Origin of the sequence: Faecalibacterium sp. BCRC 81149 (assembly GCF_022750605.1) — a bacterium.
In the GTDB taxonomy this organism is placed as follows: Bacteria; Bacillota; Clostridia; order Oscillospirales; family Ruminococcaceae; genus Faecalibacterium; species Faecalibacterium duncaniae.
Genome location: NZ_QXJA01000005.1, coordinates 1 through 25,853 on the forward strand (window position 1 = coordinate 1; position 25,853 = coordinate 25,853).

Below are 25,853 nucleotides of genomic sequence, written 5' to 3' on the forward strand. Positions count from 1 at the left end.
AAACGCTGGAATACTGGCGGCAGACATGGGCGGAGCTATGCAACGCCAAGTTTGCGGAAAAGGAGCTTGACTTTCGTATCGACCACCGAAGCTATGAGCGTCAGGGCGTGGAGCTTCTTCCCACCGTTCACGAGGGTGCAACCGTCCGGGCAATGGAGAAGAAAGGCATATGCACCGAGAAAGGCGAGTTCAATCGCTGGATCAGAGCCACCAATGCCGTTATCCGGGACATCAAGAAGAAAATCGCTCTCCTGTTCGATTGGATTGCCGAAGCAAAAGCAGAGCTTGCCAAGCCGCAGGCACCCGACCTTGTTTCTCTGCTGAACGCCTATTACACCCAGCGCAGAGCCGGGGCGTATTCGCAGAAAGGCAAGGTCAGCAATCTAAAGGAGATGAACGAGACTTTCAATTATCTCCGGGCAAACGGCATTTACTCCCTTGAAGATTTGGAAAGCCGTGTCAGCGAACACAGTGCTGCCACAGAGAGCTTGAAGAAAACGCTGGACGAACAGACTGCCCGAATGAAAGCAATTAAGCAGCTCTATGACAGCTCCGCTGCTTTCCAGAGCTTGAAGCCTGTCTATGACGGCTTGCAGAAAATCAAGTTTGAGAAGCCCAGAGCCAAGTACAAGGCAGAGCATGAAGCGGAACTGATACAGTTCTACGCCGCCAGACGAAAGCTGACCGAGGAGTTCCCGGACGGCAAGGTGGATATGAAAAAGCTGTCCGACAAGTATGACGAGCTGGAACAGGCGCACGAAACCACCTATGGCGAGTTTAAGGCTGTCAGAGACGATTTGCACCGCCTTTGGAAGGTCAAGTCATGTGTAGATACTGCCGCCCGATTTAACGAGCGTACAGAGGAACAAAAGCTCCAAAATCGACCCCGAACACGACAGAAAAAGGAGGATATGACACGATGAAAAAATACGACTGGAAGAACGAGTACAACCCCATCCGCAGAACGGCAAAACGCCTTTTGAGCGGAGAAGCTTTGACCGATGGCAGACCGCTTTCCGACCTGATCGAGCTGGACGAACACACCCGGAAATGCCTTGCCTTTGAAGCCACCCTCACCGACCGCCAGATTGATATGTTGCAGGAGCTGGGCTATCTGCCTGTTATCATGAGACAGTACGGCGAGGAATGTGCGAACTGCCCCTACACGCTGGACGAGCGTGAGCATGGCATTTGCAGACGATGCGCTGTTTTCAAGAAGTAAGGAGGACGCCCATGCAGTACACCCAAGCACAGATCGACCGGGCAAACGCCGTCAGTCTGGAAGATTTTCTCCGCACACAGGGAGAGACGCTTATCAAAAGCGGACGGGAATACCGCTGGAAAGAACATGACAGCCTGACCGTCCGGGGAAACAAGTGGTTTCGCCACAGCCAGAGCAAGGGCGGCTATCCCATTGATTTTGTCATGGAGTTTTACGGCAAGTCCTTTCCCGAAGCTGTCCAGCTCTTAACCGGCGAAAGCGGTGAGGGACAGAGCGAAGCCAGCACAGCACCGCCCACAGCGTTTCACTTGCCCTTGCACAACAGGACAGCCGACAGAGCAATTCAATTTCTTTGCGAAAGCCGAGGTCTCAACAAAACGCTTGTTGAGGCTTTTCTTCTTTCCGGGGATATTTATGAGGACGCAAAGCGCCACAATGTTGTCTTTGTCGGCAGAGACCGAAGCGGCACACCGAGATACGCCCATGTGCGAGGGACGGCAGACACATTCAGACAGGACATTGCCGGGGCTGACAAGTCCTATCCGTTCCGCTATGAGGGAAACGGCAACCATCTCTTTGTCTTTGAAGCACCGATAGACCTGTTATCGTTCATCTGCCTTTATCCGCAGGATTGGCAGACAAGAAATTATCTTGCCCTGGGCGGCGTTTCGGGCAAAGCTCTTGACCGTTTTCTTTCTGAACGCAAGGACACCCGAAAAGTATTCCTCTGCCTTGACAGCGACACCGCAGGAAATGAAGCCTGCACACGACTGGCACAGTCCATTCCCGGCGAGATCGCCGTCATTCGCCTTGTCCCGGCAAGGAAAGACTGGAACGATGTTCTCCGTCAGCAAGCGGATATTCCAAACCGCAAATTCATAGCCGAGACAATCACGCTGCGAGAGCTGCCCACCGCCCAGCCTGTCCCAATGCTCTGTATGGCTGATGTGGAGCTGACGAGCGTGGAATGGCTATGGTTTCCCTATATCCCATTTGGAAAGCTGACAATTATCCAGGGCAATCCCAGCGAGGGCAAGACCTACTTTGCCATGCGCCTTGCGGCGGCTTGCACCAATCGAAAGCCTTTGCCCGGTATGGAGACACTTGAGCCTTTCAATATCATCTACCAGACCGCCGAGGACGGTCTGGGCGATACCGTCAAGCCCCGACTGATAGAAGCAGACGCAGACCTTGAACGAGTGCTTGTCATTGACGATAGAGACACGCCGCTGACCCTTGCCGATGAACGCATCGCAAGGGCAATCCGGGAAAACAACGCAAGGCTGGTTATCATTGACCCGGTACAGGCGTTTCTTGGGGCTGATGTGGATATGAATCGAGCCAATGAAGTTCGTCCCATCTTCCGCAGTCTGGGAGACATTGCACAGGCTACCGGGTGCGCTATCGTGCTGATCGGACACCTGAACAAAGCCGCAGGAACGCAAAGCACCTATCGGGGATTAGGGTCTATCGACATTACGGCGGCAGTCCGCAGTCTGCTTTTTATCGGTAAGCTGAAGGACAGCCCCACAACGAGGGTGCTTATCCATGAGAAAAGCTCCCTTGCGCCGCCCGGACAGTCCCTTGCCTTTTCTCTGGGAGACGAGAAAGGCTTTGAATGGATAGGAGCTTATGACATTACCGCTGACGAGCTTCTTGCCGGGACGGACACCGCCAAGACCGAGAGCAAGACCGCACAGGCGCAAATGCTCATTCTGGAACTGCTTGCGGACGGAAAGCGTATGCCGAGCGCAGAACTGGAAAAGGCAGTCAATGAGCGTGGGATTTCCTCACGCACCATGAGGACGGCAAAGAGCCGTATCGGGGACAGACTTGTGACCGAGAAAGACGGCACAGCATGGGTCTGCTATCTCCGAGACTGACAACAGGAACACGGCAAGCATGGCAAAGACGGCAAGGTTTTTATAGATACCTTAATGTTGCCGCCTTGCCTTGTTCCCTCATACCGACACCGCTCGATGATGAACAGTCACCGGGCATTTTTCATTTACAGGAGGATTTTGAATGAACAATACCGCAACCAACACCGCCACTTGCCCGACTGTCAGAAAGCAGATCGGCAAGACAACCTATATCGTCCGTGTCCATTTCAGCCAGACCGCAAAAGAGACGATGGAGGACAAAATCAAGCGTCTGCTCCGTGAGGAAGTCCGCAAAATGTGACTTCTTTTTGAATTTGATGAAAAAGTCCTTGACTTTTCGTCTCTGGCAAGACGGCAAAAAGCATTTTAATTTCCTGCGGTGCGCGGCTGGCTCCCTTTGACATCCCGCAGCTTCGTGAAGTCATGGCCTATGACGAATTGGAGCTTGACCGCATCGGAGATCGGAAAACGGCGGTATTCTTCATCATTTCCGATACCACGCAGACCTACAACTTTTTAGTGGCGCTTGCATTTTCGCAGATGTTCAACCTCCTGTGTGAACGGGCGGACAATGTTCACGGTGGCCGCCTGCCGCACCATGTACGGGTGTTGTGGGATGAGGCAGCCAACACGGGACAGGTGCCCCAGCTCGAAAAGCTGGTCGCGGTTATCCGCTCCCGTGAGGTGAGTCTTTGCCTGCTGTATCAGCAGTTGGCGCAGTGCAAGGCCATTTACGATAAACACGCCGAGACAATCCTCGGCAACATGGACAGCGTGGTGTTCCTCGGTGGCCGCGAAGCCAGCACCATCAAGGAAATATCCGAGAACTGGCTGGGAAAGGCCACAATCAGTATGCAGACCGACAGCCGCTCCCGTGGTCAGTCGGAAAGCTACAGTCAAAATACCCAGCGGCTGGGCCGGGAACTGATGACCCCAGCCGAACTTGCAACCATGCCGGGAGATAAATGTATTTTGCAGCTTCGGGGCCTACCCCCGTTCTTCTCTCCCAAGTATGATCTGAAACGGCATCCGAACTACCGTTATACGGCGGAGGCCGATAAACAGAAAAACGCTTTTGACCTCGACAGGCTCATTAACCGCCGCAGGCGGCCCGGTCTGAACGAGGCGTGTACGATGTATGAGGTGACTGTGCCGGACGATGCGCTCACAGAAGAGGACGAGGACATCCTCAACTATGATGACATCGACGATCCAGACGCCTTTGCATAAACGCTTCGAGACAAAGTGTCCCGAAGTTTGTAACCTGCCGCCTGCAAGGGCGGCTTTTTTGTTACCGGGAAAATCCCGGAGAAATGGAGGCTTATATGGCATTTTTCTCATCTGCAATCGACACTTTACAGACCCTCGTTATTGCTCTCGGTGCTGGCCTTGGCGTGTGGGGCGTGGTTAATCTGCTGGAGGGCTACGGCTCGGATAACCCGGGCTCCAAGTCCCAGGGCATGAAGCAGCTCATGGCGGGCGGCGGCATCATCGTCATTGGCACCACACTGATCCCTCTGCTGTCTGGCCTGTTTTAAGGTAGGCGCTTATGGATTTTCTCACCGACTGGCTCACAAACTGGCTCAAAGAGCTTCTGATTGGCGGGATCATGGGGAACCTCGAAGGTCTTTTTGATACTGTCAATACCCAAGTCGGAGAGATTGCGGCACAGGTAGGGACTACCCCGGCGGCGTGGCACGCCGGGGTTTTCTCCCTGATCCGACAGCTTTCCGAAACGGTGATCCTGCCGATTGCCGGAATGGTGCTGACCTTTGTTGCCACTTATGAGCTCATACAGATGCTTTTGGAAAAGAACAATATGCACGAGGTTGACGTTGCGAACCTCTATAAATGGATGTTCAAAACAGCCTGTGCAATCCTGATCCTGTCAAACACATTCAATATCGTTATGGCCGTGTTCGATGTCTCGCAGAGCGTCATCGCGCAGGCAGGCGGGCTCATTCAAGGCTCTACCGATGTTTCGGCGGATATGCTTGCTGAACTGGAAACCTCGCTGGAGGCGATGGACTTGGGGCCGCTTTTGGGGCTGTGGCTGCAGTCTGCGCTCATTGGCTTCACAATGAAGGCGATGGGAATTATCATTTTCGTTTTGGTGTATGGCAGGATGCTGGAAATCTATCTGCTGACCAGTCTGGCCCCCATCCCCGTTGCTACGCTTTCCAACCGGGAGCTTGGCGGCACCGGGCAGAACTACATCAAGTCCCTGTTTGCCGTGGGCTTTCAAGGGCTGCTGATCCTTGTATGTGTTGCAATTTACGCAGTGCTCATTCAAGGCATCGCAACAGGCGGCGATCCCATTGGGGCGATTTGGGGAACTGTGGGCTACACGGTTCTGCTTTGCTTCATGCTCTTTAAGACCGGGAGCATTGCCCAGCGTATCTTTGGCGCTCATTAACAGGAGGTGGTGCTTATGCCGAGAAGATACGGGGCAGACGGAACGCGCTTATGGAATGGAAAAACGCCGGAGGAGTTTACTGAGGCAGACGCTTACCGCTTTATGGCGGAAACAGAGGCCGTCCTGCAAAGAAAAGAGTTGATGGACGACCCCGCCCAGCCTGCTCCGGCAAGCGGAAAGGAGGAATTTTATCTGAGTAAGAAAGACGATGTATTGCTGACCCCGGAGCAGATTGCTGCGGAGGAACGGCGCTGGCTGTTTGATGCTCCCATCGCGGAGCTTGCGGAAGTCAAGGGCGTTAGCATTGATGAGGCAGTAAAAATGCGGACAGATGCTGTCTTGCAGGAGGCGGTTGTTCCGATCACGGTATCTGTCCGCCCGATTGAGCCGCAGGGAAAACTGATCGGCTTCGCCAGCGTCAATTTTGGCGGTGTGGTCATCGACGATTTTAAGGTTGTGGACGGGAAAAACGGGATTTTCCTCGGCGCTCCCTCTAAACCCGATCCTGCCAGCCGGACGGGATACCGGGCTACGGTTCGGATTCCTGACCGCGCCACACAGGAGCGGATCAATGCGGCTGGTGTGGAGGCGTATCATGCGGCGGTGGAACAGCTTGTTGCACGGGCCCAGGCGGTACGGCCTGCCCCGATCAAGGAGCAGATGGCCGAGGCCGCGAAACAAGCTGGAAAAGAAAATGCCGCCCGGCCTGCACCTGCCAAAGCAAAGGAGGCCCGCAATGACCGATAGCCGCACTTTGGGACAAAGTGTCCCGAAGGAGGGCTTGTTTCTCATGGACGGCATCGAGGGCCTGCGTTCTTTGCCAAAACATAGCGTGGATATGCTGCTGACTGATCCGCCCTACGGCACAACCCGGAATTATTGGGATGTGCCCCTGCCGCTCCCGGAGCTGTGGGAGGCGGTGAAATGGGCGGTCAAACCGAATGGCGCAGTGCTGTTTTTCGCACAGTGCCCCTTTGACAAGGTGCTGGGCGCATCCAACCTCGCCATGCTCCGCTATGAGTGGATTTGGTACAAGGAGCGCGGAACGGGCTTTCTCAATGCAAACCGGGCTCCACTGAAAAAGTCCGAGAATATCTTGGTGTTTTACCAGAAGTCCCCGGTCTACAATCCGCAGTTTACTTATGGCAAGCCTTATGCCCGCGTACATTCCAGAAGCGGTACAAGCTCCAACTATGGAAAATTTGAACGGCAGGGATCGGAGTCCAACGATGGCCGCCGCTATCCCGGAAATGTACTTTTTGTGCCTACGGTGTCCGGCGGCATCCACCCCACGCAGAAGCCCGTGGAGCTCTGCGAGTATCTGATCCGCACCTATACCCACCCCGGAGAACTGGTCGCGGACATTTGCGTTGGCTCCGGCACAACCGCGATTGCAGCCATCAACACAGAACGCCGCTTTGTATGCTTTGAAACGGCCCCGTCCTTTTATGCCGCCGCCAGTGAGCGCATCCGTGCGGCGCAGGCAGTAAAAAGCTCCGGCGAGAAAGGAGTGTAATTATCCAGCAGTATTCTATCATTTACGCCGATCCCCCTTGGCGCTACTCGGCTAAGAAAGTACAGGGCGCGGCGGAAAATCATTATCCAACTATGAGCATTGAGGATTTATGTGCGTTGCCTGTGGCTGATCTTGCAGCCCCGGACAGCGCACTCTTTTTATGGGCTACTTTCCCGCAGCTCCCGGAGGCGCTCCGGCTGATCGAGGCTTGGGGCTTCACCTACAAAAGCGTTGCTTTCGTCTGGCTGAAAAAGAACAAGAAGGCGGATAGCTGGTTTTACGGCCTTGGCTTCTGGACAAGGGGCAATGCAGAAATCTGCCTGCTGGCAACCAAGGGACATCCAAAGCGGCAGGCTGCCAACATTCATCAATTCATCATTTCCCCGATTGAAGCCCATAGCAAAAAGCCGGACGAGGCCCGCGCCAAAATCATTTCCCTGATGGGCGATCTGCCCCGCGTGGAGCTCTTTGCCAGGCAGACCCCGCCCGGCTGGGCTGTATGGGGAAATGAAGTAACACCAACCATCCCGGACTTTGAGACACATTGTCCCGAAGTACAGAAAGGAGTGTGATCTATGCCCTATGTAAACGTACCAAACGATTTATCCAAAATCAAAACAAAGATGGCTTTCAACCTCACCAAACGCCAGCTTGTCTGCTTCGGCAGCGCGGGCGCAGTGGGGATTCCGGCCTATCTGCTGACCCGTGGCACCCTCGGCAATACCGGGGCGATGTTTCTCATGCTGGGAATTATGCTCCCGGCGTTCCTGCTGGCCATGTATGAAAAGGACGGCTTACCCTTTGAAAAGGTGGTGCGGAACATCATCCGGGCCAAGTTTCTAAGGCCGGGGATCAGGGCCTACCGAACCGAAAACATTTATGCGCCCTTTGCCGGGCCGGGCGCTGGAAAGGAGGATGTGATTGAAAAACACAAAGAAAAAAAACGGAGCCGCCGCCAAGGGTAAAGGCCGGGCGGCCCTGTCTGCCCAACAGACAATCCCGTATCTGTCCATGCACCCGGACGGTGTGTGCAAGCTCCCGGGTGGGCTCTATACAAAAACCGTGGAATATGAGGACATCAATTACTCCGTGGCATCCACCGAGGATCAGACCGCCATATTCAGCGGATGGAGCTCATTTCTTAACTACTTTGACAGTTCGCTGCCGTTCCAGCTTTCCTTTATCAATCGCCGTTCCCATTCCCGCAGCCGCTATCAAGTCAATATCCCGAAAGCGGATGACAACTATAACAGCGTCCGGGACGAGTTTACCGGGATGCTGAAAAATCAGATTGCCAAAAGCAATAACGGCATTGAACGCTCAAAATACATCACCTTTGGCATACCCGCCGAGGGGATTGCGGAGGCTCGGCCCCGTCTGGAGCGTGTGGAGGCTGATGTCATGGGAAACTTTAAGCGGCTGGGCGTTCCCTTGGAGCCTATGGACGGGCGGGCCCGCCTTGCGCTGCTTCATAGCCAGATGCATCCGGGGAGCCGCGAGGCGTTCCGCTTTTCGTGGAAAGACATCCCACAGACCGGGCTTGGCACAAAAGACTTTATTGCCCCGGACAGTCTCGACTTCCGCCAGTCCCGCACATTCCGTATCGGCCAGTATTGGGGCGCGGTGTCCTACTTGCAGATTATGGCATCGGAGCTTTCGGATAAGCTGCTGGCGGAAATCTTGGAGCTGGATGCGGAAATGACCGTGACCATGCACATTCAGACCGTGGATCAGCTCAAGGCAATCAAGACCATCAAGGGGAAAATCTCGGACATTGGGAAAATGAAAGTGGAGGAACAGAGAAAGGCTGTGCGCTCCGGCTATGACCCGGACATTCTTCCCCCTGACCTGATTACATTCAGCAAGGACGCGGCGGAGCTTCTGGCTGATTTGCAATCCCGCAATGAGCGAATGTTTCTGCTGACCTTTACGGTGGTAAACCTTGCCCCTACTCGCCAGCGGCTGGAAAACGATGTGTTTACCGTGGGCGGCATCGCGCAGAAATACAACTGCGCTCTGCGCCGTCTGGACTGGCAACAGGAACAGGGCTTTGTTTCTTCGCTGGCCCTTGGCTACAACGAGGTAGAAATCCAGCGCGGTATGACAACCAGCTCCACAGCCATTTTTATCCCCTTTATGACAAGGGAGCTCCGCATGGCTGGACAGGCCCTCTACTATGGCATGAACGCACTTTCTCACAATGTCATCATGGCTGACCGCAAAAAGCTGAAATCGGCAAACGGGATGTACTTGGGCTCTACGGGCTCCGGAAAGAGCTTTGCCGCAAAGCGCGAGCTCTTGAATGTGTTTCTCACCATCCCGCAGGATCGGATCATCGTGGTTGACCCGATGGGCGAATACGCGCCGCTGGTGCGAAGGCTGGGCGGTCAGGTGATCGAGATTGCCCCGGACAGCCCGCACCATCTCAATCCGATGGATGTGGAGCTCAATATGGCTGCCGGAGAAAGCCCGCTTTCCATGAAGGCGGATTTTCTTTTGTCCCTGTGCGAGCTGGTGGTCGGCGGCAAGGAAGGCTTGCAGCCCATTGAAAAGACGGTCATTGACCGCTGTGTGCGTTTGGTGTACCGGGAGCAGGCGCTCGGACTGGAAACTGCCAAAACGCCGCTGTTGCAGGATTTGTACGAAGAGCTCTTACGCCAGCCGGAGCCCGAGGCCCGGCGCGTGGCAACTGCCTTAGAGCTTTATTGTACAGGCTCCCTCAATCTTTTTAACCATCCTACCAACGTCAAGACGGACAGCCGTGTGGTGTGCATCGTTCTGAAAAACATGGGCGAAAACCTTAGAAAGATTGCAATGCACATCACAAACGAGTTTGTTTCGCAGGCGGTGGATCAGAACTTCCACGAGGGCGCGGCAACTTGGTGCTACTTTGACGAGTTTCACATTCTGCTCCGTGATCCACTGACAGCCAGCTACTTTGTGGCGGTCTGGAAAATGCTGCGTAAAAAAGGATGTGTGCCGTCTGCTTTGACGCAGAACGTCAAAGACCTTTTGGCAAGCCGTGAAATCGAGAACATTCTGGACAACACGGATTTTATGATTCTGCTTTCGCAGGCGCAGAGTGACCGTACCATTCTGGCAAAACAGCTCGGTATTTCCGAGCACCAGCTTTCCTATATCACACACAGCAATTCCGGCGAGGGGCTGTTGTTCTATGGAAATGTGACCATCCCGTTTGTGGATCGGTTCCCTCGCGGAGAAATCTATGACCTGCTGACTACCCGCCCGGAGGATATGAAGAATGAAACGAAAAACGAATAAGGCCAAGGAGGAGGCTTGGTCGCAGACCGCCCACGCCCCTGACGAGGAGCAGTCCGGGCCGGAAGCTTCCGACACTTCGGGACAAAGTGTCCCAAAGTCCAAGTTCCGCAAAAAGAGCCAGCAAGAACAGGCTGCGGCAGCAAAGCTCCGTATGGAGTCCCAAGGCGAAAAGCTGGAACAGGCCCGGGAGAAGCTGGCAAAACAAAAGCCGCCGAAAAAGCCCGGCCCGGTAAAACGCATAGGCCGTGTTGCCAGTGGTTCCGTTCACAGCTTCGTGCATGGCAAGATTTTTGAAGTGGAACAGGAAAATGTCGGCACAGAAGGCGCACACCGTTCTGAGCTTGTGGGAGAAACCGCACTGCGGCATGGCTCCCGCTTTGTGCGCCGTAAAGTCCGGGAACATCCGGCAAAAGTGGTACGCAAGGCCGAGGCCCGCTATACCAAGTACACGGCGGACTACCATTTTCACACCGCCGCACAGGAGCACCCGGAGCTGACGAAAAATGCGCTTACCCGCTACTGGCAGAAGCAACGGCTCCGCAGGCAATATCGCAAGCAGGCAAAGGAGGCTGCAAAGCAGGGCGCGGCTGTGGCGGGGAAAACTGCCACAGCCACAGAACGCCTGACCGCCCGGGCAGTGGAATTTGTCAAAAGTCATCCCGCAGGTGCCGTGGTTGCGGTGCTCTGTGTGTTACTCCTGTTTGCTATGCAGTCCTGTTCCTCTACCATGCTTATGCTGGGGAACGCCGGGGCCGGTGCATTAGGGGCCAGCACCTATCCTTGCGAGGATCGGGATATGCTGGCCGCCGAAGCTGCCTACTGTGCGCTGGAAGATGATTTGCAGCATTATCTGGACACCTATGAAAGCACCCATGACTATGACGAATACCACTTCGATCTGGACGAAATCGAACATGACCCCTATGTGCTGCTTTCTCTTTTGTGTGCGCTCCATGAGGGACAATGGACAATAGACGAAGTCCAGGGAACGCTGCAAATGCTGTTTGACCGCCAGTACATTCTCACGGAGGATGTGGTGGTGGAAACCCGGTATCGCACAGAAACCGACACATGGACGGACGAGGACGGCAACTCCCATACAGACACCTATCAGGTGCCTTACGACTATTACATCTGTACGGTCACGCTGGAGAACTTTGATTTATCCCATGTACCCGTGTATGTCATAGGCGAGGATCAGCTTTCCCGGTATGCCATCTATATGGCAACGCTGGGAAACCGCCCCGATCTGTTCCCGGATTCTCCCTATGTGAACAAGTACATTACCGGGAAACCCGGTGACTACGAAGTGCCCGGAGAATATCTGGACGATGAAACCTTTGCTGCAATGCTTGCTGAAGCGCAGAAGTACATCGGCTATCCCTATGTGTGGGGAGGCAGTTCTCCTGCCACTTCCTTTGATTGCTCTGGCTACGTTTCGTGGGTCATCAATCACTCCGGCTGGAATGTGGGCAGGCTGGGAGCCCAGGGGCTCTATAACATCTGTACGCCGACCAGCTCTCCCAAACCCGGTGATCTGGTGTTCTTCAAAGGCACCTATGATACGCCAGGCGTGAGTCATTGCGGGATTTATGTCGGTGATGGAAAAATGCTGCATTGCGGAGATCCCATCGGCTACGCAAATTTGAATACAAGCTACTGGCAATCTCATTTTTACGCCTACGGGCGTTTACCGTGACAGGAGGTTTTGAAATGGCAACTACCAAAAGCATGAAAATTCAGGCCGAGATTGATAAGGTCAAGGCCAAAATCAGTGAACAGCAGGCCCGGCTCAAGGAGCTGGAGCAGAAAAAGCTGGAGGCGGAAAACAGCGAGATCGTGGACATTGTGCGCGGCATGAGCATTTCCCTTACGGAGCTCCCGCTGCTGTTTGAGAAACTGAAGGACGGCGGCACTTTGGGACAAAGTGTCCCGAAGTCCGAAGAAGAAAAGAAGGAGGAAAACTGAATATGAAACACTTTCGTATGTTGGCGGCGGGGCTTTGCTCCGCCGTTCTTTTATGCGGCTCTGCGATTCCAGCCTACGCCTATTCGGACAGTGGGAATGAGGAACCGCCTGTTGTGGAAGAAACTCCGGCCCCGGAGCCTGCACCTACCATTACCCCGGGCGAGGGCTTTTCGGAGGATGGAAACCTTGTGACCCGCGATCTGCTCTATGATGCTGCAACCAACAAACAGTTCATCACGGTGGAAACCAGCGGCGGCAACACCTTTTACATTGTCATTGATTATGACAAGCCTGTGGACGAGGACGGCGAACAGTATCACACCTACTTTCTGAACATGGTGGATGAAGCCGATCTGCTGGCGGCACTGGAGGCCGCTGGCGGAGAGCTTCCGGTCTGCTCCTGCACAGAAAAATGTGCGCCCGGAGCCATCCATACGGATTGCGAGGTCTGCGCGGTCAACATGACCGAGTGTGCTGGCACAGCTCCCGAACCCGCCCCGGTGACGGAACCTGTGGAGGAGCCGGAACCCGAACCCCAGCAAAAAAGCAATACCGGGACACTTCTGCTGATTTTGGCAGTGGCTGTTCTGGGCAGCGGTGCAGGCTGGTACTTCAAAATCTACCGCCCGAAGCATGAAAAAGCTGCTGTACCCGAAGAGGATTACAGCGAGGAACTGGCCGATTATGACGATCCCGAGGACGATGGGCCGCCTTGGGACGAGGACGATACCGAAAGCGAGGATAATGAATGAGATTTACAAATAACCCCTATGAGGGATTTATGAAAGAAAAAAGCTACTTCAAGGGTGTGCCGCCAAGCCTGCCGCCGAAGGGCTCCCGTTGTGACGGCTGCCCTTACTGGCGCGGGATCGGCTGCGTGTTCTGCTACCGGGAGCAGCTTAAACCACCGGGCAACGGGAGGTGATACTGTGGGCCGAGAACTGACCCGGACAGAAAAAGCGGCAATCCGCAGGCTGGTGTCAAAATGGTGTGCCAACTATGACCGGGACTGCGGTTGCCTGCCGCTGGATTGCGAGTGCTATATGTTTGGAAAATGCTGGACGGGGGCTTATTGCCGCTACTTCCGCGAGGCAGTTCTGCCCCTTGATCCGGCGCTGGAGGCTGCGTTGCTGACAGAGGGGCCAAGGCCGGATTTCAAGGCTTGCCCGGTATGTGGCAGAGCCGTGGCTCCTGATGGACGGCAAACCTATTGTTCGGCGGCCTGTGCAAAGGTGGCACACCGCAGACAGCAGCGGGAATATATGCGAAAAAAGCGGGGCTGATGTGTTGACAATTAGGACACCCAAAACCCGCTTGTGACAAGGCTTTTTAAGGCCCTTTTCTGCGGGAGGCGTATGTTTCTACGTCTGGCCCTGTTTCCGTGAGATGCTGTCAACATTTTAACTGCCGGGGCTTTGGGACAATTTGTCCCAAAGTTCTGGCTTTTGTGGAAGGAGATACTATGCCGAAATATTATCCGATCAACGAAGAAGCCGCAAAGCGGGCAAAAGATATGAACAGCTTTTCCGACTATCAGCCGGGCTCCGCTACGGCGGGCTACCGGGCAATGGTCGATGAAGCGTATGCAGCGGCGGAACGCCAGAAAGCCCGTGTCGATCCCATGTACCACGATAAGATTGACGCTCTGGTGGATCGCTATGCCCGGAAACTTGCGAAAAATCTGAATGAACGCAATGTGATTGATGCCCGGGTGCCCTCTATTCTGATCTCCGGGGGCGGCAATTTCCCTGTGACAAAAAAGCACAAACAGAACGCCGCCCGGGATCGCAACTATGGAGAGTATGCGGAGATTTCAAAGCTGCTTGATAAAATCCGCTCTGTTGGTATGGGTGGGATCAGCGCAGACGATGATCTGGCCGTGGAAAAACTGACAAAAAAGCTGGAGGGGCTGGAGTCCCAGCAAGCCACCATGAAGGCGGTCAATGCGTATTTTCGGAAACACAAAACACTGGACGGCTGCCCGGAGCTTACACCGGAGCAGACAGAAAAGCTCAAAGCAGATATGGCGCAGTCATGGCACTTGGACAAAAGCAAGCCGTACCCCGCCTATCTGCTTTCCAACAACAACGCCAACATCCGCCGTGTACGCCAGCGCATTGAGGAACTGAGCAGCCGCTCCGAGTTTGCTGGCTGGACATTCCCCGGAGGTGAGGCCAAAATCAACGAGGCTGAAAACCGTTTGCAGCTTATTTTCGAGGAAAAGCCCGATGCCGATCAGCGGCAGGAACTGAAAAACAACGGCTTTAAGTGGGCTCCCAGCCAAGGGGCATGGCAGCGGCAGCTCAACCAGAACGCCATCCGTGCTGCGGCCCGGATAGACTTTCTGCGGCCCGAGGACGGTACAAGCCCCTATCAGCTCCAGCCGTTTGTGAAAAGAGAAAACAAAGAAATGTCTCGATGATGGGAGGTGTACTATGGACAAAAATCAAGGCTACTCCATTTTGAAGGCGGTCATGCTGGAAAATGGACGAGGATTTGCATTGGGCGAACATCCCACCGCGCCATCCCGCTATGTCACATGGGCCTGCTATGATGACAAGGACGGCCAGCGGCAGTACGAATGGGGTCACTATGGAAATGACCGTGCCGCGATGGAGCAGGATTTTGCAGACCGGGTGCAGGACTATCAGCGTATTTATAACGTGGGGATCAGGCAGACCGAGGCTCCCGGTCTTTACAAGTATTATTCGACCCAGCGGCCTGTGGACATAGGGACATTCCCGAAGCCGCCCTATAACAAGCCGGATGAAATTTTCAATTACGATCAGCGCGTCCCGGTGGAAAATGGCTCGTTCTTAGCTTGGGGTTATCTTACCTATACCCGCCCCCTGACAGAAAAACAGGCATCCGACTATGAGCTGCGTCCTGCGCCTGATAATCCCGACAGGCCCCGTCCGATTGCCGAGCAGATGAAAAATGCGGCAAAGTTGGCGGAGGCAGATCGCGGCTCGGAGGCTCCGGCTCCCCAGCGTAGGCAGCCTGACCGTGGCGATAGATAAGGAGGTGCGTATATGAAAAAGAAATGTGAACAGGAATTGTCTGTACTGGAGGCGCTGCGCCTGCACCGTGAATTTCATTTGCCGCGCCCCGTTCCGGCAGACGAACAGGAAAAGCCGCTGGATAAGGTAAAGGAGCCGCCCCGCGCTTGCCGCAGCCGGGAGCGTGAGGAGCGATGACAAAGAAACGCCGCCGTCCGATCCATCTTCATGTAATGGTGTCGGAGGAGGAGCAGGCCCTGATTCAAGAACGTATGGCGGAGGCTGGCATCCGTAACATGGGAGCCTATATGCGGAAAATGGCCCTGAGTGGGTATGTGCTTCATGTTGACCTTTCGCCTGTTCGTGAGCTGGTTTCGCTCCAGCGGCGCTGCTCCAACAATCTGAACCAAGTGGCAATTCAAGCCAACACCTACAGCGCAATTTATCCCGAAGAACTCGCGGCCTTGCAGCGGGACTATGCCGCCTTGTGGGGGCCTCTGTCTGATCTCTTGAAACAGCTCTCCGCGCTGGTAGAGCTTTGACCCATCCGGGGAGTGGTTGATACCGCTCCCCGGCTTTTTCTACTTTGGGACAAAGTGTCCCAAAGTAAAAATACTATTTGCCGGAAGGAGGGATTTCTACGGCGACCACCTATATCCGCCCTTATAAAACAGTGGCGGGAAAAAGTGCAATTCAAACGATGGAGGATCGTTTCACCTATGGCCTGAACCCGGAAAAGCTGGGAGCCGTATCTTCCTATCTCTGCGATCCGAACACGGCCCCCGCCGAGTTTCTTCTGGTAAAAAGTCAATACCATGCAGAGACAGGCCGGGCCGTATCTCGCGGGGCCCTGTTCTTTCAGATCCGGCAGGCGTTCCTGCCCGGGGAGGTTACGGCGGAAGAAGCAAACCGTATTGGTTATGAAACGGCGATGCGCTGGACAAAGGGAAAGTATCAGTTCTTCGTCTGTACGCATACCGACAAGGCCCATATCCACAATCACATTTATTTCAATGCGACGGCCTTTGATCGCTCCCGGAAATTTCATAATTTCATCGGTTCGTCCTTTGCCCTGCGGCGGCTCTCTGACCGCGTGTGCATCGAACATGAATTGTCTGTTATCCAAAATCCGTGCCAGCACAGCAAGGGCCGTTTTCTCCACTATGGACAGTGGATCGGAGAAAAGCCACCCTCTGCCAAGCAGCGGGTACGGCTGGCTATTCTCGCGGCTTTGGAGAAAAAGCCAACAGACTTTGCCGACTTTCTTCGTCTCATGGATGAGTCCGGCTTTTCGGTGAAACAGGGACGCGGCGGTGTCATCTCATTCCTTGCGCCCGGGCAGGAAAAACCGACTCGGCTCCGGGCTTCTACACTGGGAGCCGGATTTGACCCGGAGGACATCAAGGCAGTAATTGCCGGGGAACGTCCACTCCCTGAGATGCCAGAGGAGCCCACGGTTCCGCCACGGCGAGTTAATCTCATCATCGACATTCAAGAGCGTATGGCCCAGGGCAAAGGCCCGGCCTATGAACGATGGGCCAAGGTCTACAACCTAAAACAGATGGCTGCCGCGCTCCAGTATTTGCAAGAGCATCATCTGACAGACTATGCGGCGCTGACGGCCCGCACCGAGGCTGCTGTGGATCACTTTCACAAGCTGTCTGACGAGCTCCGCACAACGGAGGAGGCCCTTTCCAAAACCTCGGAGCTGATGGCTGCCACGGTGGACTATGCCAAGACCCGCCCGGTGTTCGATGGGTACAAGGCTGCGCGGTACAGCAAAAAGTATCTGACCCAGCATGAAGCGAAGCTTGCCACTTACCGGGCGGCAAAGGATACCATGAACACCATACTGAACGGCGCAAAGCTCCCTAAGATTGAAGCACTAAAAAAATCCCGCCGTGAGCTGGCGGGACAAAAGAAAGAGCTTTATGCAGAATATCGGGAGGCCCAGCGGCAAATGCGGGAGGCCGTGGCAATAAAAGCGAACATTGATCATCTGCTCGGCATAACGGACGAGCGTGAGAATAAGGCACAGGAACGATAGTGACGGGCCGCAGACTACGGTGCAGCACACCGGGACTTTGGGACAATTTGTCCCGAAGTACAGCGGGTTTGGGGAGCTCCCCAACAAGCATTTTTGCGGGCCCTGCGCCCTGCAAAAATTTCGGAGTGTGGCCACACCCGAATTGCTTGCCAAAACGCGCAACCCGCAACATGACGCAAAAAAACGGAGGTTACGCTTTCTTTTACGTTTCCTCCATTTCTTTCGATGCTTTCATCGCTTGGATTGTAGCTTCAACGATTTTCAATTCTCTTTCGTCCAAGGCGTTCAACATGGCATCAATCCGCTTTCTGCACTCGCTCCCGCTATTTTGGGACGGGTAAAAGTATTGATCCACCGATATATCAAACATTGTGACCATCTGATAAAAGGTGTTGAAGCTTGGATGCTGACCATCATTTTCATTATACATAATGGTACGCGGAGCGCGGTCAACAATATAGGCCAGTTGTTCCTGTGTCATGCCGCTGGCTTCTCTTGCACGCTTGATGGCGAGCCCTATATCGTGAAAATCAAAGCGTCTTTCATCTCGTTCTATCTTCATAACATCACCTGATATGATTTTACATTTCATGTGATATTATTTGAACGACTTTGTATTTCATACTACTGACTATTTAATTTCACCACATTTTATAATTCAACATAAAATCAGATGAGCGCCAGAGTAAACTCTGGCGCTCATTTTACTTTCGTTGTGCGTTTTTTCTGTACTCTAATGGTAACAATCCAGTGCTTTTGCGGAATAATTCTGCAAATCGGCTTGAAGTGGAATAACCTACTGTTTGGGCAACTTGCCCTACTGTCAACTCTGTGTATGCCAGCAGATATTCTGCTTGGCTCATACGCCTCTGCTGAACATACTCTGTGATGGTGCAGTCGTAGTATTTCTTAAAACAGCTTTTAAGCTTTGTTGTTCCCATGCAGGCAATCTGTGTTAGCCGTTCCAGGGGAATATCAAAAGCATAGTGGTCGCTAAGATAAGCGGCAACTATTTGAAGATTTTCAATATCCTGTTGAGAGAGCTTATGGGCTGGTTTATCAGGATGTTTCTTCTGATATTCAACCACCATTGAAACAGCTTCTGCAACTTTACCCTCATAAAAAAGCTTTGCGGCAATCCCTTCCCCGCGATAGTCTTTGATTTCTGTGAGTAACCGTGACATTTCTGGAAAGTCGGAAGTTTGGTCGATCTTCCGAAATGCATCCACAGGATTGATCTGCGCCTCTGGGTACAGTTTTTTCAGGTAGTTTTCATAATATGCCGGTGCAATCTCAATTCCAACCGAACGGATTGGAATATTTTTATGTATCAAAGCCTTGTATGGAGCGTAGCCGCCAATAAATGTTTTGATACAACCGGCAGACAGCCTACGGTATGGAGATAATTCCTCCCCGGAAATAGAGTCATACCGAGTGATACTCAGACATTCCGGCAGGGAGCATTCCAACATGAAATCTTCGTGGAAGGAAAAGTTGTGGATTTTAATATCATATAGGTCTTTCTGTCCATAAGTCCAGTAGGTGCCTTCTCCAACTTCGGGAGAAAGTTTCCAGCAATCACCTAATGCCCCATATTGCTGATTGTCTGGGTCACGGATAAAACCGTGTTCAATCAGCAGAGGCGTATAAAATTGGTCGATAATTTCAGACATAAAACAGACCGCCTCCTTTTTGCAACGATTGGACGAACTTTTGAAAGGAACGGACGAACATCGTCGGAACCCATTGAATGTTGTTCGATAAATGCGTATTGTATTAGAGGATGGTTAGAACTATCTAACCAAAGAATATCACAAACCACTTGTTGAGTCAAGACAACGAAAGGTAGGAGGTCAAAATGAGTAATCAAGTAAATTCTATAAACAGGGGTCTGACAGTGAAAGACCTTGTAACGACAGGTATTTTTACTGCACTGTTATTTGTTTTTGTATTGGTGGGCGGCGTCTTTTTTGCAACGAATCCTGTACTTACTTTTTTCATGCCGGCAGGAGGTGGGCTGCTTGCTGGCCCCATTTATCTTTTGCTGATTGCAAAAGTACATAAGCGTTGGAGCCTTTCTATAATGGGCATTATCATGGGTATTATTTGGTTCGTGACCGGTATGCACTGGGCTTTTGCATTGGGCTACCTGATCATGGCGATTGTCGCTGACTTTGTTGCTGGTGCAGGGCAGTACAAAAGCAAAAAACTCAACAGCCTGTCTTATATCCTGTTCTCTCTCGGCGGCACTGGTTCGTATATCGTGTTCTTTGTTGACCCCAACGGCTGGGCACAGACTATGCTGGGAAACGGAACTGAACAGAGCTACATCGACACCATGCAGGCAACTGCAAATACCGGCATCCTGATTGCCATGTTCGCTGCTGTTATCATTACATCTGCAATCAGCGCTTTTGTAGGCTGCAAAATGCTGAAAAAGCAGTTTGAAAAAGCAGGTATTACAGCATGAGCGGTAAACGCCACAAGAAAGGGCTTTGGCTCGACCCACGGGCCAAGCTCTTTCTTATTCTTATGTGTGTTTTATCGTCCATGTTCGCTCCTTCACTTGCATATCAATTTGTCCTTGTTATGCTGATTGCGATATTGGGTGCTTTCTTTGGAAAGTGGAAATATGTCATTAAGGCTGTATGCTTTTATGCGGTCATCTGTGTCCTGACAGTTTGGATCATGGCAGAAATGACAGGCACGCTGCGGACAATGTTTATTGCCTTTTTAGGATTGTTTCATAAGGTCTATGCGTGCGGAACCTTGGCTGGGATTGTTCTGACTACTACAAAAGTCAATGAGTTCCTGTCTGCTATGAACCGTGTCCACGCACCCAAAAAGTTAGTAATTCCTATGGCAGTTATGCTGCGGTACATTCCAACTATTCAAGAGGACTGGCGATATATCAAGGACGCTATGCGGATGAGAGATGTTTCACCTTCTCTGGCGGGCTTTTTAGCACATCCGGGCATGACGGTTGAGTGTATTTATGTGCCTTTGTTGATGGCAGCTTCAAAAGCAGCGGATGATCTTTCTGTTGCTTCTGTCACTCGTGGAATTGAAAATCCCAATCCACGCACCTGTCTTGTCCAGATAAAATGCGGAGTTGCCGATTGGGGTGTCATGGCCGTTGCCGTAGCTTATCTGATTTTTGAATTATGTGTGCGGGGAGGTGTGATTGGTTGATTGAGTTTGAAAATGTATCGTTTTCCTATACGGGGCAGGAACATGGTGGGCTGCATGACATCAATTTGAAAATTTCGGACGGAGAATGCGTCCTGTTCTGTGGCCGCAGCGGGTGCGGAAAAACAACGATTACAAGGCTGGTGAATGGACTAATCCCTCAGTTTTATCAGGGAGAGCTTCATGGCCGTGTGCTGGTAGATGGTCAGGAAATCAGCAATATCCCTATGTATCAGATTGCCGCTAAGGTTGGCTCCGTTTTCCAAAATCCACGGACGCAGTTTTTCAATGTTGATACAGACAGCGAGATTGCCTTTGGAATTGAAAATGAAGCTCGCCCTCCTAAGAAATTGGCTGAGCGAGTAGAGCAGACAACTGAAGATTTGCGTATTCAAAAGCTACGGAACAGGAATATTTTTGAGTTGTCCGGCGGAGAAAAGCAGAAAATCGCCTTTGCTTCTGTTTATGCCATGAACCCACAGATTTATCTACTGGATGAACCATCATCTAATCTGGATATGACTTCAATCCAAGAACTAAAGGAACATTTGCGGCTGATAAAAAAACAGGGCAAAACAATTTTGATAGCGGAACATCGTCTGTACTACCTGACGGAGTTGGCTGACCGAATTGTTTATCTGGAAAAAGGAGAAATCAAAGGAATATACACCCCGGAAGAATTTCGGCAGCTATCTGAACCTGACCGTGAACACATGGGGCTGCGGGCTGTTGATCTACAGGCGGTATTCCCACCAAAAGCCCACTTGCCTGCGCCTACCCCTGTATTGGAGCTGCGGAATGTGACGCTCCGTTACAAGAAGCAAACCATTTTGCATGACATTGGACTATCCGCCGGAAGGGGCGAAGTGATTGGCGTAGTTGGACATAACGGAGCTGGAAAAACTACATTTTCCCGCGCTCTCTGTGGGCTTCACAAAGACTGTGATGGACAATTCTTGTGGGAAAGAAAGCCGATTGAGCGTAAGGCAAGGCTAAAACGCTCCTACATGGTTATGCAGGATGTGAATTATGAACTTTTCGCTGACAGTGTGGAGGCAGAGTGTTCCTTTGGTATACGCAATCCAGATCAAACACTGGTAAATGCAACTTTGGAGGAATTGGGCCTTGCCCCATACCGGAAGCGCCATCCAAACACGCTTTCCGGCGGTCAAAAGCAACGAGTAGCAGTGGCTGTCAGCATGATTTGTGGGAAAGACTTGCTTGTATTTGATGAACCGACCAGCGGTCTTGACTTTGACAGTATGACGCAGGTGGCGGGACTGATCAGGCGATTATCCGATATGGGAAAAGTCATTTTCATTGTCACCCATGATTTTGAGTTTGTCTGCCGTACCTGTTCTCGTGTCTTGCATTTTGACGAAGGCGAAATGCCCGATGACGTATCAGTTATAATGGAGGCCCTCCCGAAATTGAGAGAGCTTTTCTCTGTTTCAGATGGAAAGGAGAGGTAGTCTATGAAGCAGAAAAAAGAAAACAGTATGGCATTGCTGCTCCATTGGGCCGGAGAACAGAAATTTTGGTTGTTTCTGGCAATCCTGCTGTCCATGTGCAGCGGGCTGTGTATTATTGTCCCATACATTGGGATTTACAGGTTGATGGATGCCACATTCAACAATGCCTGCACAAAAGAACTTGTGGTGCAGACTGTGGCAATGATTGCCGCTGCTGTCACCCTGCGTTTTGTACTGTTCGGATGTTCCGGCGTGGCTGCCCATAAAGGCGCGTATGGTGCACTGTTCAAAGTGCGCTGTATGGTGGCGGAACACATGGCCAGAGCGCCTTTGGGTGCCCTAAATGAACGGCGCACAGGGGATATTAAAACGGTTCTGAATGAAGATATTGAAAAACTGGAACTATTTCTGGCGCATAATCTTCCTGACCTTGTGTGCTATCTGGTTGGGCCGGTGGTCATCTTTATTTATTTGATGACCGTTAATGTTCCACTGGCGTTGATTTCTCTTGTTCCGCTGGTTCTGGCTGTAGTTGTAATGGGGGCGATGTTCCGCAATACCGATGATTTGATGGAACGGGCCAACCAATCCATTACCACACTAAATTCTGTTATGATCGAATATATCGGCGGAATGAAATTGATTAAAGCCTATAACATGGGGAGCAAGTCCTTCCAGAAATTTTCCGGCGCAATCCATGAGGAAAATGCCATGTGGAATGAGACTTCCCGACGTATGGGGCCTCCGTATGCAGCGTTTGTCGTTATCATTGAATGTGGAATGCTGCTGATGGTTCCGATAGGCGGGATGTTTTTCCTGAAAGGTTCACTGACAGCCAGTGCGCTTCTGCTGTTTGTTTATGTCGGTTCTATGTATCTGACGGAAATTCGGCCTTTACAGGAATTGGGTACAAACTTTGCAAATGTACTGAACGCTATTACCAAGACCAAAGAGATACTGAATATTCCGATTTATGAGGGTGGAACAGACTTCCCCCAAAAACATGATATTGAACTTCAGAATGTCCGATTTTCTTATGACGGCAAAACCGATGTACTGCATGGTGTCAACCTCAAAATCAATGATGGTGAGCGCATGGCTCTTGTGGGCCGATCTGGTGCCGGTAAAAGCACTGTGATTGAACTGATTTCCCGGTTCTACGATGTGCAGGAAGGAGAAGTGCTGATTGGCGGCAAAAATGTCAAGGAGCTTGACTACGATACCATTCTGAAAAATATAGCTATCGTATTTCAAAAGACCTTCCTCACCCGTGACAGCGTGCTGGAAAATATCCGTATGGGTAGTAACGCTACTCTGGAAGAAGTGCGGGCTGCCGCAAAAGAGGCACAGATTGATGACTTTATCATGTCCCTGCCGGATGGATATGACACAAAAGTGGGCAGTTTCGGCTCCCGCTTTTCTGGCGGAGAAAAACAGCGGATCGCGATTGCCCGCGCAATTCTGAAAAATGCACCTATCTTGATTTTGGACGAGGCCACAAGTGCCTCTGACCCGGAAAATCAGATGGAGATTGATAAAGCTATTCAAAATCTATGCAAAGGCAAAACAGTCATTGTAGTAGCACACCGTTTGAGTGCTTTGAAAATGTGCAACCGGGTGGCTGTGGTGGAAAACCATACAATTACCAACGTTGGCACCCATGAGGAAGTTCGGAAGACCAACGCCTACTATCGAAAAGCGTGGGATGACTACGAAACAGCCCGGAATATCACTTATCAGTTGGAGGGAGGCGAGCAGTATGAATGAGCACGATGTATTAAAAAAGAACCACAATTTCTATATTGGTGTTGGCGGTACTGTTCTGGAAGGACTTCTCTCCGGCAGCCTATTTATGCTGCTTTACTCTGTTATGCAGTTTTTGTGGTCGGGTCAATTTGACATGAACCGCGTTCTGGCTCTGACCGGTATTATTGCAGTGGTTTTTCTTCTCCGTATCCTGATTTACAGCTACGGTTATACCAAAGCGCAGATTGGCGGTGCGGAGGTCAGTAAGAATATTCGGCTTTTTATGGGTGACCATTTGAAGCGCATCCCACTGTCCCGCTTTACGCAGGGGCAGACCGGCGATTATATCAACACCATTACAAGCGACGTAAACAACTACGAAAAAATCCTGACCCATAAAGTCGGAGATTTCGCAAAGAATTTTGCCCTGTCATTGATGTTGATTGTCTTTGTTATGACGCTCTATGTTCCGGCAGGAATTATCCTGCTGATAGCCGATCTTCTTTTAATCCCCGGCCTATGGCTTTCTTTCCGCATGGTACGGAAATATGGAAAAGCAAAGAACGATATTTGTGCGGAGAACGTCAGCAGCATTGTTGAGTATGTTTCTGGTATTCAGACTTTCCGAGCTTATGGTGTAGGCGGTATGAAGAACAAAACTGTTATCAACGCCATGCGGGAGTTTTCCCGGATCAGCTTTGTGTACGAATCAAAAGTGCTTCCTATTGGTGCGGTCTTTGGTATTTTGAGTTGGCTGTCCTGCCCGCTGGTTATCTTGCTGGCCTATGCACCCTGGGTCGCAGGGACACTGAACACGGTGGACTACCTTTTGATTTGTATGCTGCCCCTGTTCTGTGCAAAGCTGGCTAACTCGATTTTTGTAGACCTTACCAGTTATAAGAACCTGATGATCTCGAAAAACAAAATCTTGAGTGTAATGAATGAGCCGGAGGAAACTGGCAGCATGGAGCCGCTTCACACAGCTACCCATGAAATCACATTTGACAATGTAGATTTTGCATATGTTCCCGGTGAACCGGTACTAAAACACGCCACCTTTACGGTGCCAGATCAAAAGCTCACGGCCATTGTCGGAGACTCTGGCTCCGGCAAATCTACTATTTTGAACCTGATTGCAAAATATTATGAAGCAACGGGCGGGACGATTTCTATTGGCGGTAAACCCATTAACCATGTTGCCGCAGAGCGTGTACTGGAGCAAGTTTCTATGGTAGACCAGGACATATTTCTTTTTGACGATACCATCCGGGATAATATCCGACACGCTCGTCCTAATGCTACGGACACGGAAATCGAGGCTGCCTGCCGGGAGGCTAACTGTGACAGCTTCATCCGTAAGATGGAAAAGGGATACGATACGCCGACTGGCGAGAATGGAAATCTTCTCTCTGGCGGTGAGCGTCAGCGAATTTCAATAGCCCGCGCCATCCTGAAAAATAGCCCCATCCTGCTTTTGGATGAAGCAACAGCATCTCTTGACATTGAAAATGAGCTTGCCGTAAAGCAGGCCATCGCCAATCTGCTAAAAGAAAAAAAGACAGTGGTAATGATTGCTCATACCCTTTCCATTGTCAAAAACGCTGATCAAATCCTTGTAATGGGTGATGGCAGGATTGCTGAATCGGGAACCCATGAAGAATTGCTTGCGAAAGGCGGAAAATATGCTGCTATGTGGAACGCAGAGCAAAAAATATCAGCTTGATAGAAGCTAAAGAAGAATAATTGCATAGCGCATGAACCTGCCCCGACTACGGGGAAAGAAAAAAACCGCTGGCTGGGGCAGGTGATTTTGCGCGCTCATTTTAAGTTATTACCCTAACGGTGGTTTTGAGAAATCAGAGCCGCCGTTTCTTTGCGTTTACACAAACCAATGACGACTTGCAGGGACACGGTAGTCGATGGGAGGTTATTTTACCGTGTCCTTTTCTCTTTTTCGTAGTATCCATGATTTGCACCAGCTAAAAAAAGCGTAGTCCCTCCATCGGAGCAGTCCGGTTTTGAACATGAAATTAAACAGTACATAACCGATAATACTTTTTCGTGCGCTTGTGCGGCCTTGTGTCGCACAGGCGCATTTTGCTTTCCAGACTTC

28 protein-coding genes and 1 pseudogene are annotated in these 25,853 nt (G+C 51.6%); 27 read left to right on the top strand and 2 right to left on the bottom strand.

Going from position 1 to position 25,853, the window contains the following annotated elements; all coding sequences use genetic code 11:
* From D3F01_RS07185 to D3F01_RS07290, 22 genes and pseudogenes are all read left to right on the top strand, one after another.
* The coding region (locus tag D3F01_RS07185) for a MobA/MobL family protein (protein WP_242887477.1) at window positions 1-923 on the top strand (923 nt) is incomplete at its 5' end.
* A complete protein-coding gene (locus D3F01_RS07190) occupies window positions 920-1,222 on the top strand; it encodes a hypothetical protein (protein WP_024729653.1) in 303 nt (100 codons plus the stop codon). The genes D3F01_RS07185 and D3F01_RS07190, both read left to right, overlap by 4 nt.
* An 11-nt stretch (window positions 1,223-1,233) precedes the next feature.
* The gene (locus D3F01_RS07195; protein ID WP_242887478.1) at window positions 1,234-3,105 is read left to right on the top strand and encodes an AAA family ATPase; all 1,872 of its coding nucleotides are present in this window, start codon (window positions 1,234-1,236) and stop codon (window positions 3,103-3,105) included.
* A gap of 142 nt (window positions 3,106-3,247) precedes the next feature.
* Window positions 3,248-3,406: a transposon-encoded TnpW family protein gene (locus D3F01_RS07200; RefSeq protein ID WP_006428300.1), complete on the top strand. Its 159-nt coding sequence runs from the start codon at window positions 3,248-3,250 to the stop codon at window positions 3,404-3,406.
* Between the two features lie 41 nt (window positions 3,407-3,447).
* Window positions 3,448-4,335: pseudogene (locus tag D3F01_RS07205) on the top strand (TraG/TraD/VirD4 family protein); the annotation flags it as partial.
* A 95-nt stretch (window positions 4,336-4,430) separates the two neighbouring features.
* Window positions 4,431-4,643 (top strand): Maff2 family mobile element protein, encoded by a 213-nt coding sequence (locus tag D3F01_RS07210; RefSeq protein WP_044963257.1) that lies wholly within the window; start codon window positions 4,431-4,433, stop codon window positions 4,641-4,643.
* Window positions 4,644-4,654: 11 nt separating this feature from the next.
* Window positions 4,655-5,521, top strand: a complete 867-nt coding sequence (locus tag D3F01_RS07215; protein ID WP_055228200.1) for a VirB6/TrbL-like conjugal transfer protein, CD1112 family — start codon at window positions 4,655-4,657, stop codon at window positions 5,519-5,521.
* A gap of 15 nt (window positions 5,522-5,536) precedes the next feature.
* Window positions 5,537-6,268, top strand: a complete 732-nt coding sequence (locus D3F01_RS07220) for a septation protein SpoVG family protein (RefSeq protein WP_003020333.1) — start codon at window positions 5,537-5,539, stop codon at window positions 6,266-6,268.
* Complete coding sequence (locus D3F01_RS07225) at window positions 6,258-7,037, top strand: site-specific DNA-methyltransferase (protein ID WP_110104195.1); 780 nt, start codon at window positions 6,258-6,260, stop codon at window positions 7,035-7,037. Before D3F01_RS07220 ends, D3F01_RS07225 begins: the two co-directional genes overlap by 11 nt.
* A gap of 2 nt (window positions 7,038-7,039) precedes the next feature.
* Window positions 7,040-7,609 (top strand): MT-A70 family methyltransferase, encoded by a 570-nt coding sequence (locus D3F01_RS07230; RefSeq protein ID WP_330595807.1) that lies wholly within the window; start codon window positions 7,040-7,042, stop codon window positions 7,607-7,609.
* A gap of 3 nt (window positions 7,610-7,612) precedes the next feature.
* Entirely contained in the window at window positions 7,613-8,002 is a 390-nt protein-coding gene (locus D3F01_RS07235) for a PrgI family protein (RefSeq protein WP_097786401.1), read from the top strand.
* Between the two features lie 46 nt (window positions 8,003-8,048).
* On the top strand, window positions 8,049-10,319 hold the full coding sequence (locus tag D3F01_RS07240) for a VirB4-like conjugal transfer ATPase, CD1110 family (RefSeq protein ID WP_110104197.1): 2,271 nt from the start codon (window positions 8,049-8,051) through the stop codon (window positions 10,317-10,319).
* Window positions 10,300-12,018: a C40 family peptidase gene (locus tag D3F01_RS07245; RefSeq protein ID WP_110104194.1), complete on the top strand. Its 1,719-nt coding sequence runs from the start codon at window positions 10,300-10,302 to the stop codon at window positions 12,016-12,018. The genes D3F01_RS07240 and D3F01_RS07245 overlap by 20 nt, the downstream gene beginning before the upstream one ends.
* A gap of 14 nt (window positions 12,019-12,032) precedes the next feature.
* Window positions 12,033-12,287, top strand: a complete 255-nt coding sequence (locus D3F01_RS07250) for a DUF4315 family protein (protein ID WP_014080213.1) — start codon at window positions 12,033-12,035, stop codon at window positions 12,285-12,287.
* A gap of 2 nt (window positions 12,288-12,289) precedes the next feature.
* Window positions 12,290-13,039: a DUF4366 domain-containing protein gene (locus tag D3F01_RS07255; protein ID WP_110104193.1), complete on the top strand. Its 750-nt coding sequence runs from the start codon at window positions 12,290-12,292 to the stop codon at window positions 13,037-13,039.
* Window positions 13,036-13,212 (top strand): hypothetical protein, encoded by a 177-nt coding sequence (locus tag D3F01_RS07260; protein WP_014080211.1) that lies wholly within the window; start codon window positions 13,036-13,038, stop codon window positions 13,210-13,212. Before D3F01_RS07255 ends, D3F01_RS07260 begins: the two co-directional genes overlap by 4 nt.
* A 4-nt stretch (window positions 13,213-13,216) precedes the next feature.
* Window positions 13,217-13,570, top strand: coding sequence for a cysteine-rich VLP domain-containing protein (locus tag D3F01_RS07265; RefSeq protein ID WP_110104192.1), 354 nt, complete (start codon window positions 13,217-13,219; stop codon window positions 13,568-13,570).
* Window positions 13,571-13,749: 179 nt separating this feature from the next.
* Window positions 13,750-14,709: a hypothetical protein gene (locus tag D3F01_RS07270; RefSeq protein ID WP_110104191.1), complete on the top strand. Its 960-nt coding sequence runs from the start codon at window positions 13,750-13,752 to the stop codon at window positions 14,707-14,709.
* Window positions 14,710-14,722: 13 nt separating this feature from the next.
* Entirely contained in the window at window positions 14,723-15,307 is a 585-nt protein-coding gene (locus D3F01_RS07275; protein ID WP_110104190.1) for a hypothetical protein, read from the top strand.
* Between the two features lie 12 nt (window positions 15,308-15,319).
* Window positions 15,320-15,484 (top strand): hypothetical protein, encoded by a 165-nt coding sequence (locus D3F01_RS07280; RefSeq protein WP_186867747.1) that lies wholly within the window; start codon window positions 15,320-15,322, stop codon window positions 15,482-15,484.
* Entirely contained in the window at window positions 15,481-15,828 is a 348-nt protein-coding gene (locus tag D3F01_RS07285) for a plasmid mobilization relaxosome protein MobC (RefSeq protein WP_110104189.1), read from the top strand. The genes D3F01_RS07280 and D3F01_RS07285 overlap by 4 nt, the downstream gene beginning before the upstream one ends.
* A gap of 158 nt (window positions 15,829-15,986) precedes the next feature.
* Entirely contained in the window at window positions 15,987-17,333 is a 1,347-nt protein-coding gene (locus tag D3F01_RS07290) for a relaxase/mobilization nuclease domain-containing protein (protein ID WP_199579983.1), read from the top strand.
* A gap of 202 nt (window positions 17,334-17,535) precedes the next feature.
* On the opposite strand, the gene D3F01_RS07295 is transcribed toward D3F01_RS07290, so the two are convergent.
* Window positions 17,536-17,895 carry a helix-turn-helix domain-containing protein gene (locus D3F01_RS07295; RefSeq protein WP_015563845.1) on the bottom strand — a complete coding sequence of 120 codons (360 nt, stop codon included), beginning with the start codon at window positions 17,893-17,895 and terminating at the stop codon, window positions 17,536-17,538.
* A 142-nt stretch (window positions 17,896-18,037) separates the two neighbouring features.
* The gene (locus D3F01_RS07300; protein ID WP_110104187.1) at window positions 18,038-19,006 is read right to left on the bottom strand and encodes an AraC family transcriptional regulator; all 969 of its coding nucleotides are present in this window, start codon (window positions 19,004-19,006) and stop codon (window positions 18,038-18,040) included.
* Between the two features lie 185 nt (window positions 19,007-19,191).
* Between D3F01_RS07300 and D3F01_RS07305 the strand changes: the two genes are divergently transcribed.
* From D3F01_RS07305 to D3F01_RS07325, 5 genes are read left to right on the top strand one after another with little or no spacing between them, the layout of a single operon-like run.
* On the top strand, window positions 19,192-19,803 hold the full coding sequence (locus D3F01_RS07305) for an MptD family putative ECF transporter S component (protein WP_025653863.1): 612 nt from the start codon (window positions 19,192-19,194) through the stop codon (window positions 19,801-19,803).
* Complete coding sequence (locus D3F01_RS07310; protein ID WP_110104186.1) at window positions 19,800-20,525, top strand: energy-coupling factor transporter transmembrane component T; 726 nt, start codon at window positions 19,800-19,802, stop codon at window positions 20,523-20,525. The genes D3F01_RS07305 and D3F01_RS07310 overlap by 4 nt, the downstream gene beginning before the upstream one ends.
* Complete coding sequence (locus D3F01_RS07315; protein ID WP_097786408.1) at window positions 20,522-21,994, top strand: energy-coupling factor ABC transporter ATP-binding protein; 1,473 nt, start codon at window positions 20,522-20,524, stop codon at window positions 21,992-21,994. The genes D3F01_RS07310 and D3F01_RS07315 overlap by 4 nt, the downstream gene beginning before the upstream one ends.
* Before the next feature lie 3 nt (window positions 21,995-21,997).
* Entirely contained in the window at window positions 21,998-23,761 is a 1,764-nt protein-coding gene (locus tag D3F01_RS07320) for an ABC transporter ATP-binding protein (protein WP_067532736.1), read from the top strand.
* Window positions 23,754-25,463: an ABC transporter ATP-binding protein gene (locus D3F01_RS07325; RefSeq protein ID WP_110104184.1), complete on the top strand. Its 1,710-nt coding sequence runs from the start codon at window positions 23,754-23,756 to the stop codon at window positions 25,461-25,463. The genes D3F01_RS07320 and D3F01_RS07325 overlap by 8 nt, the downstream gene beginning before the upstream one ends.
* Window positions 25,464-25,853 lie beyond the last annotated feature (390 nt).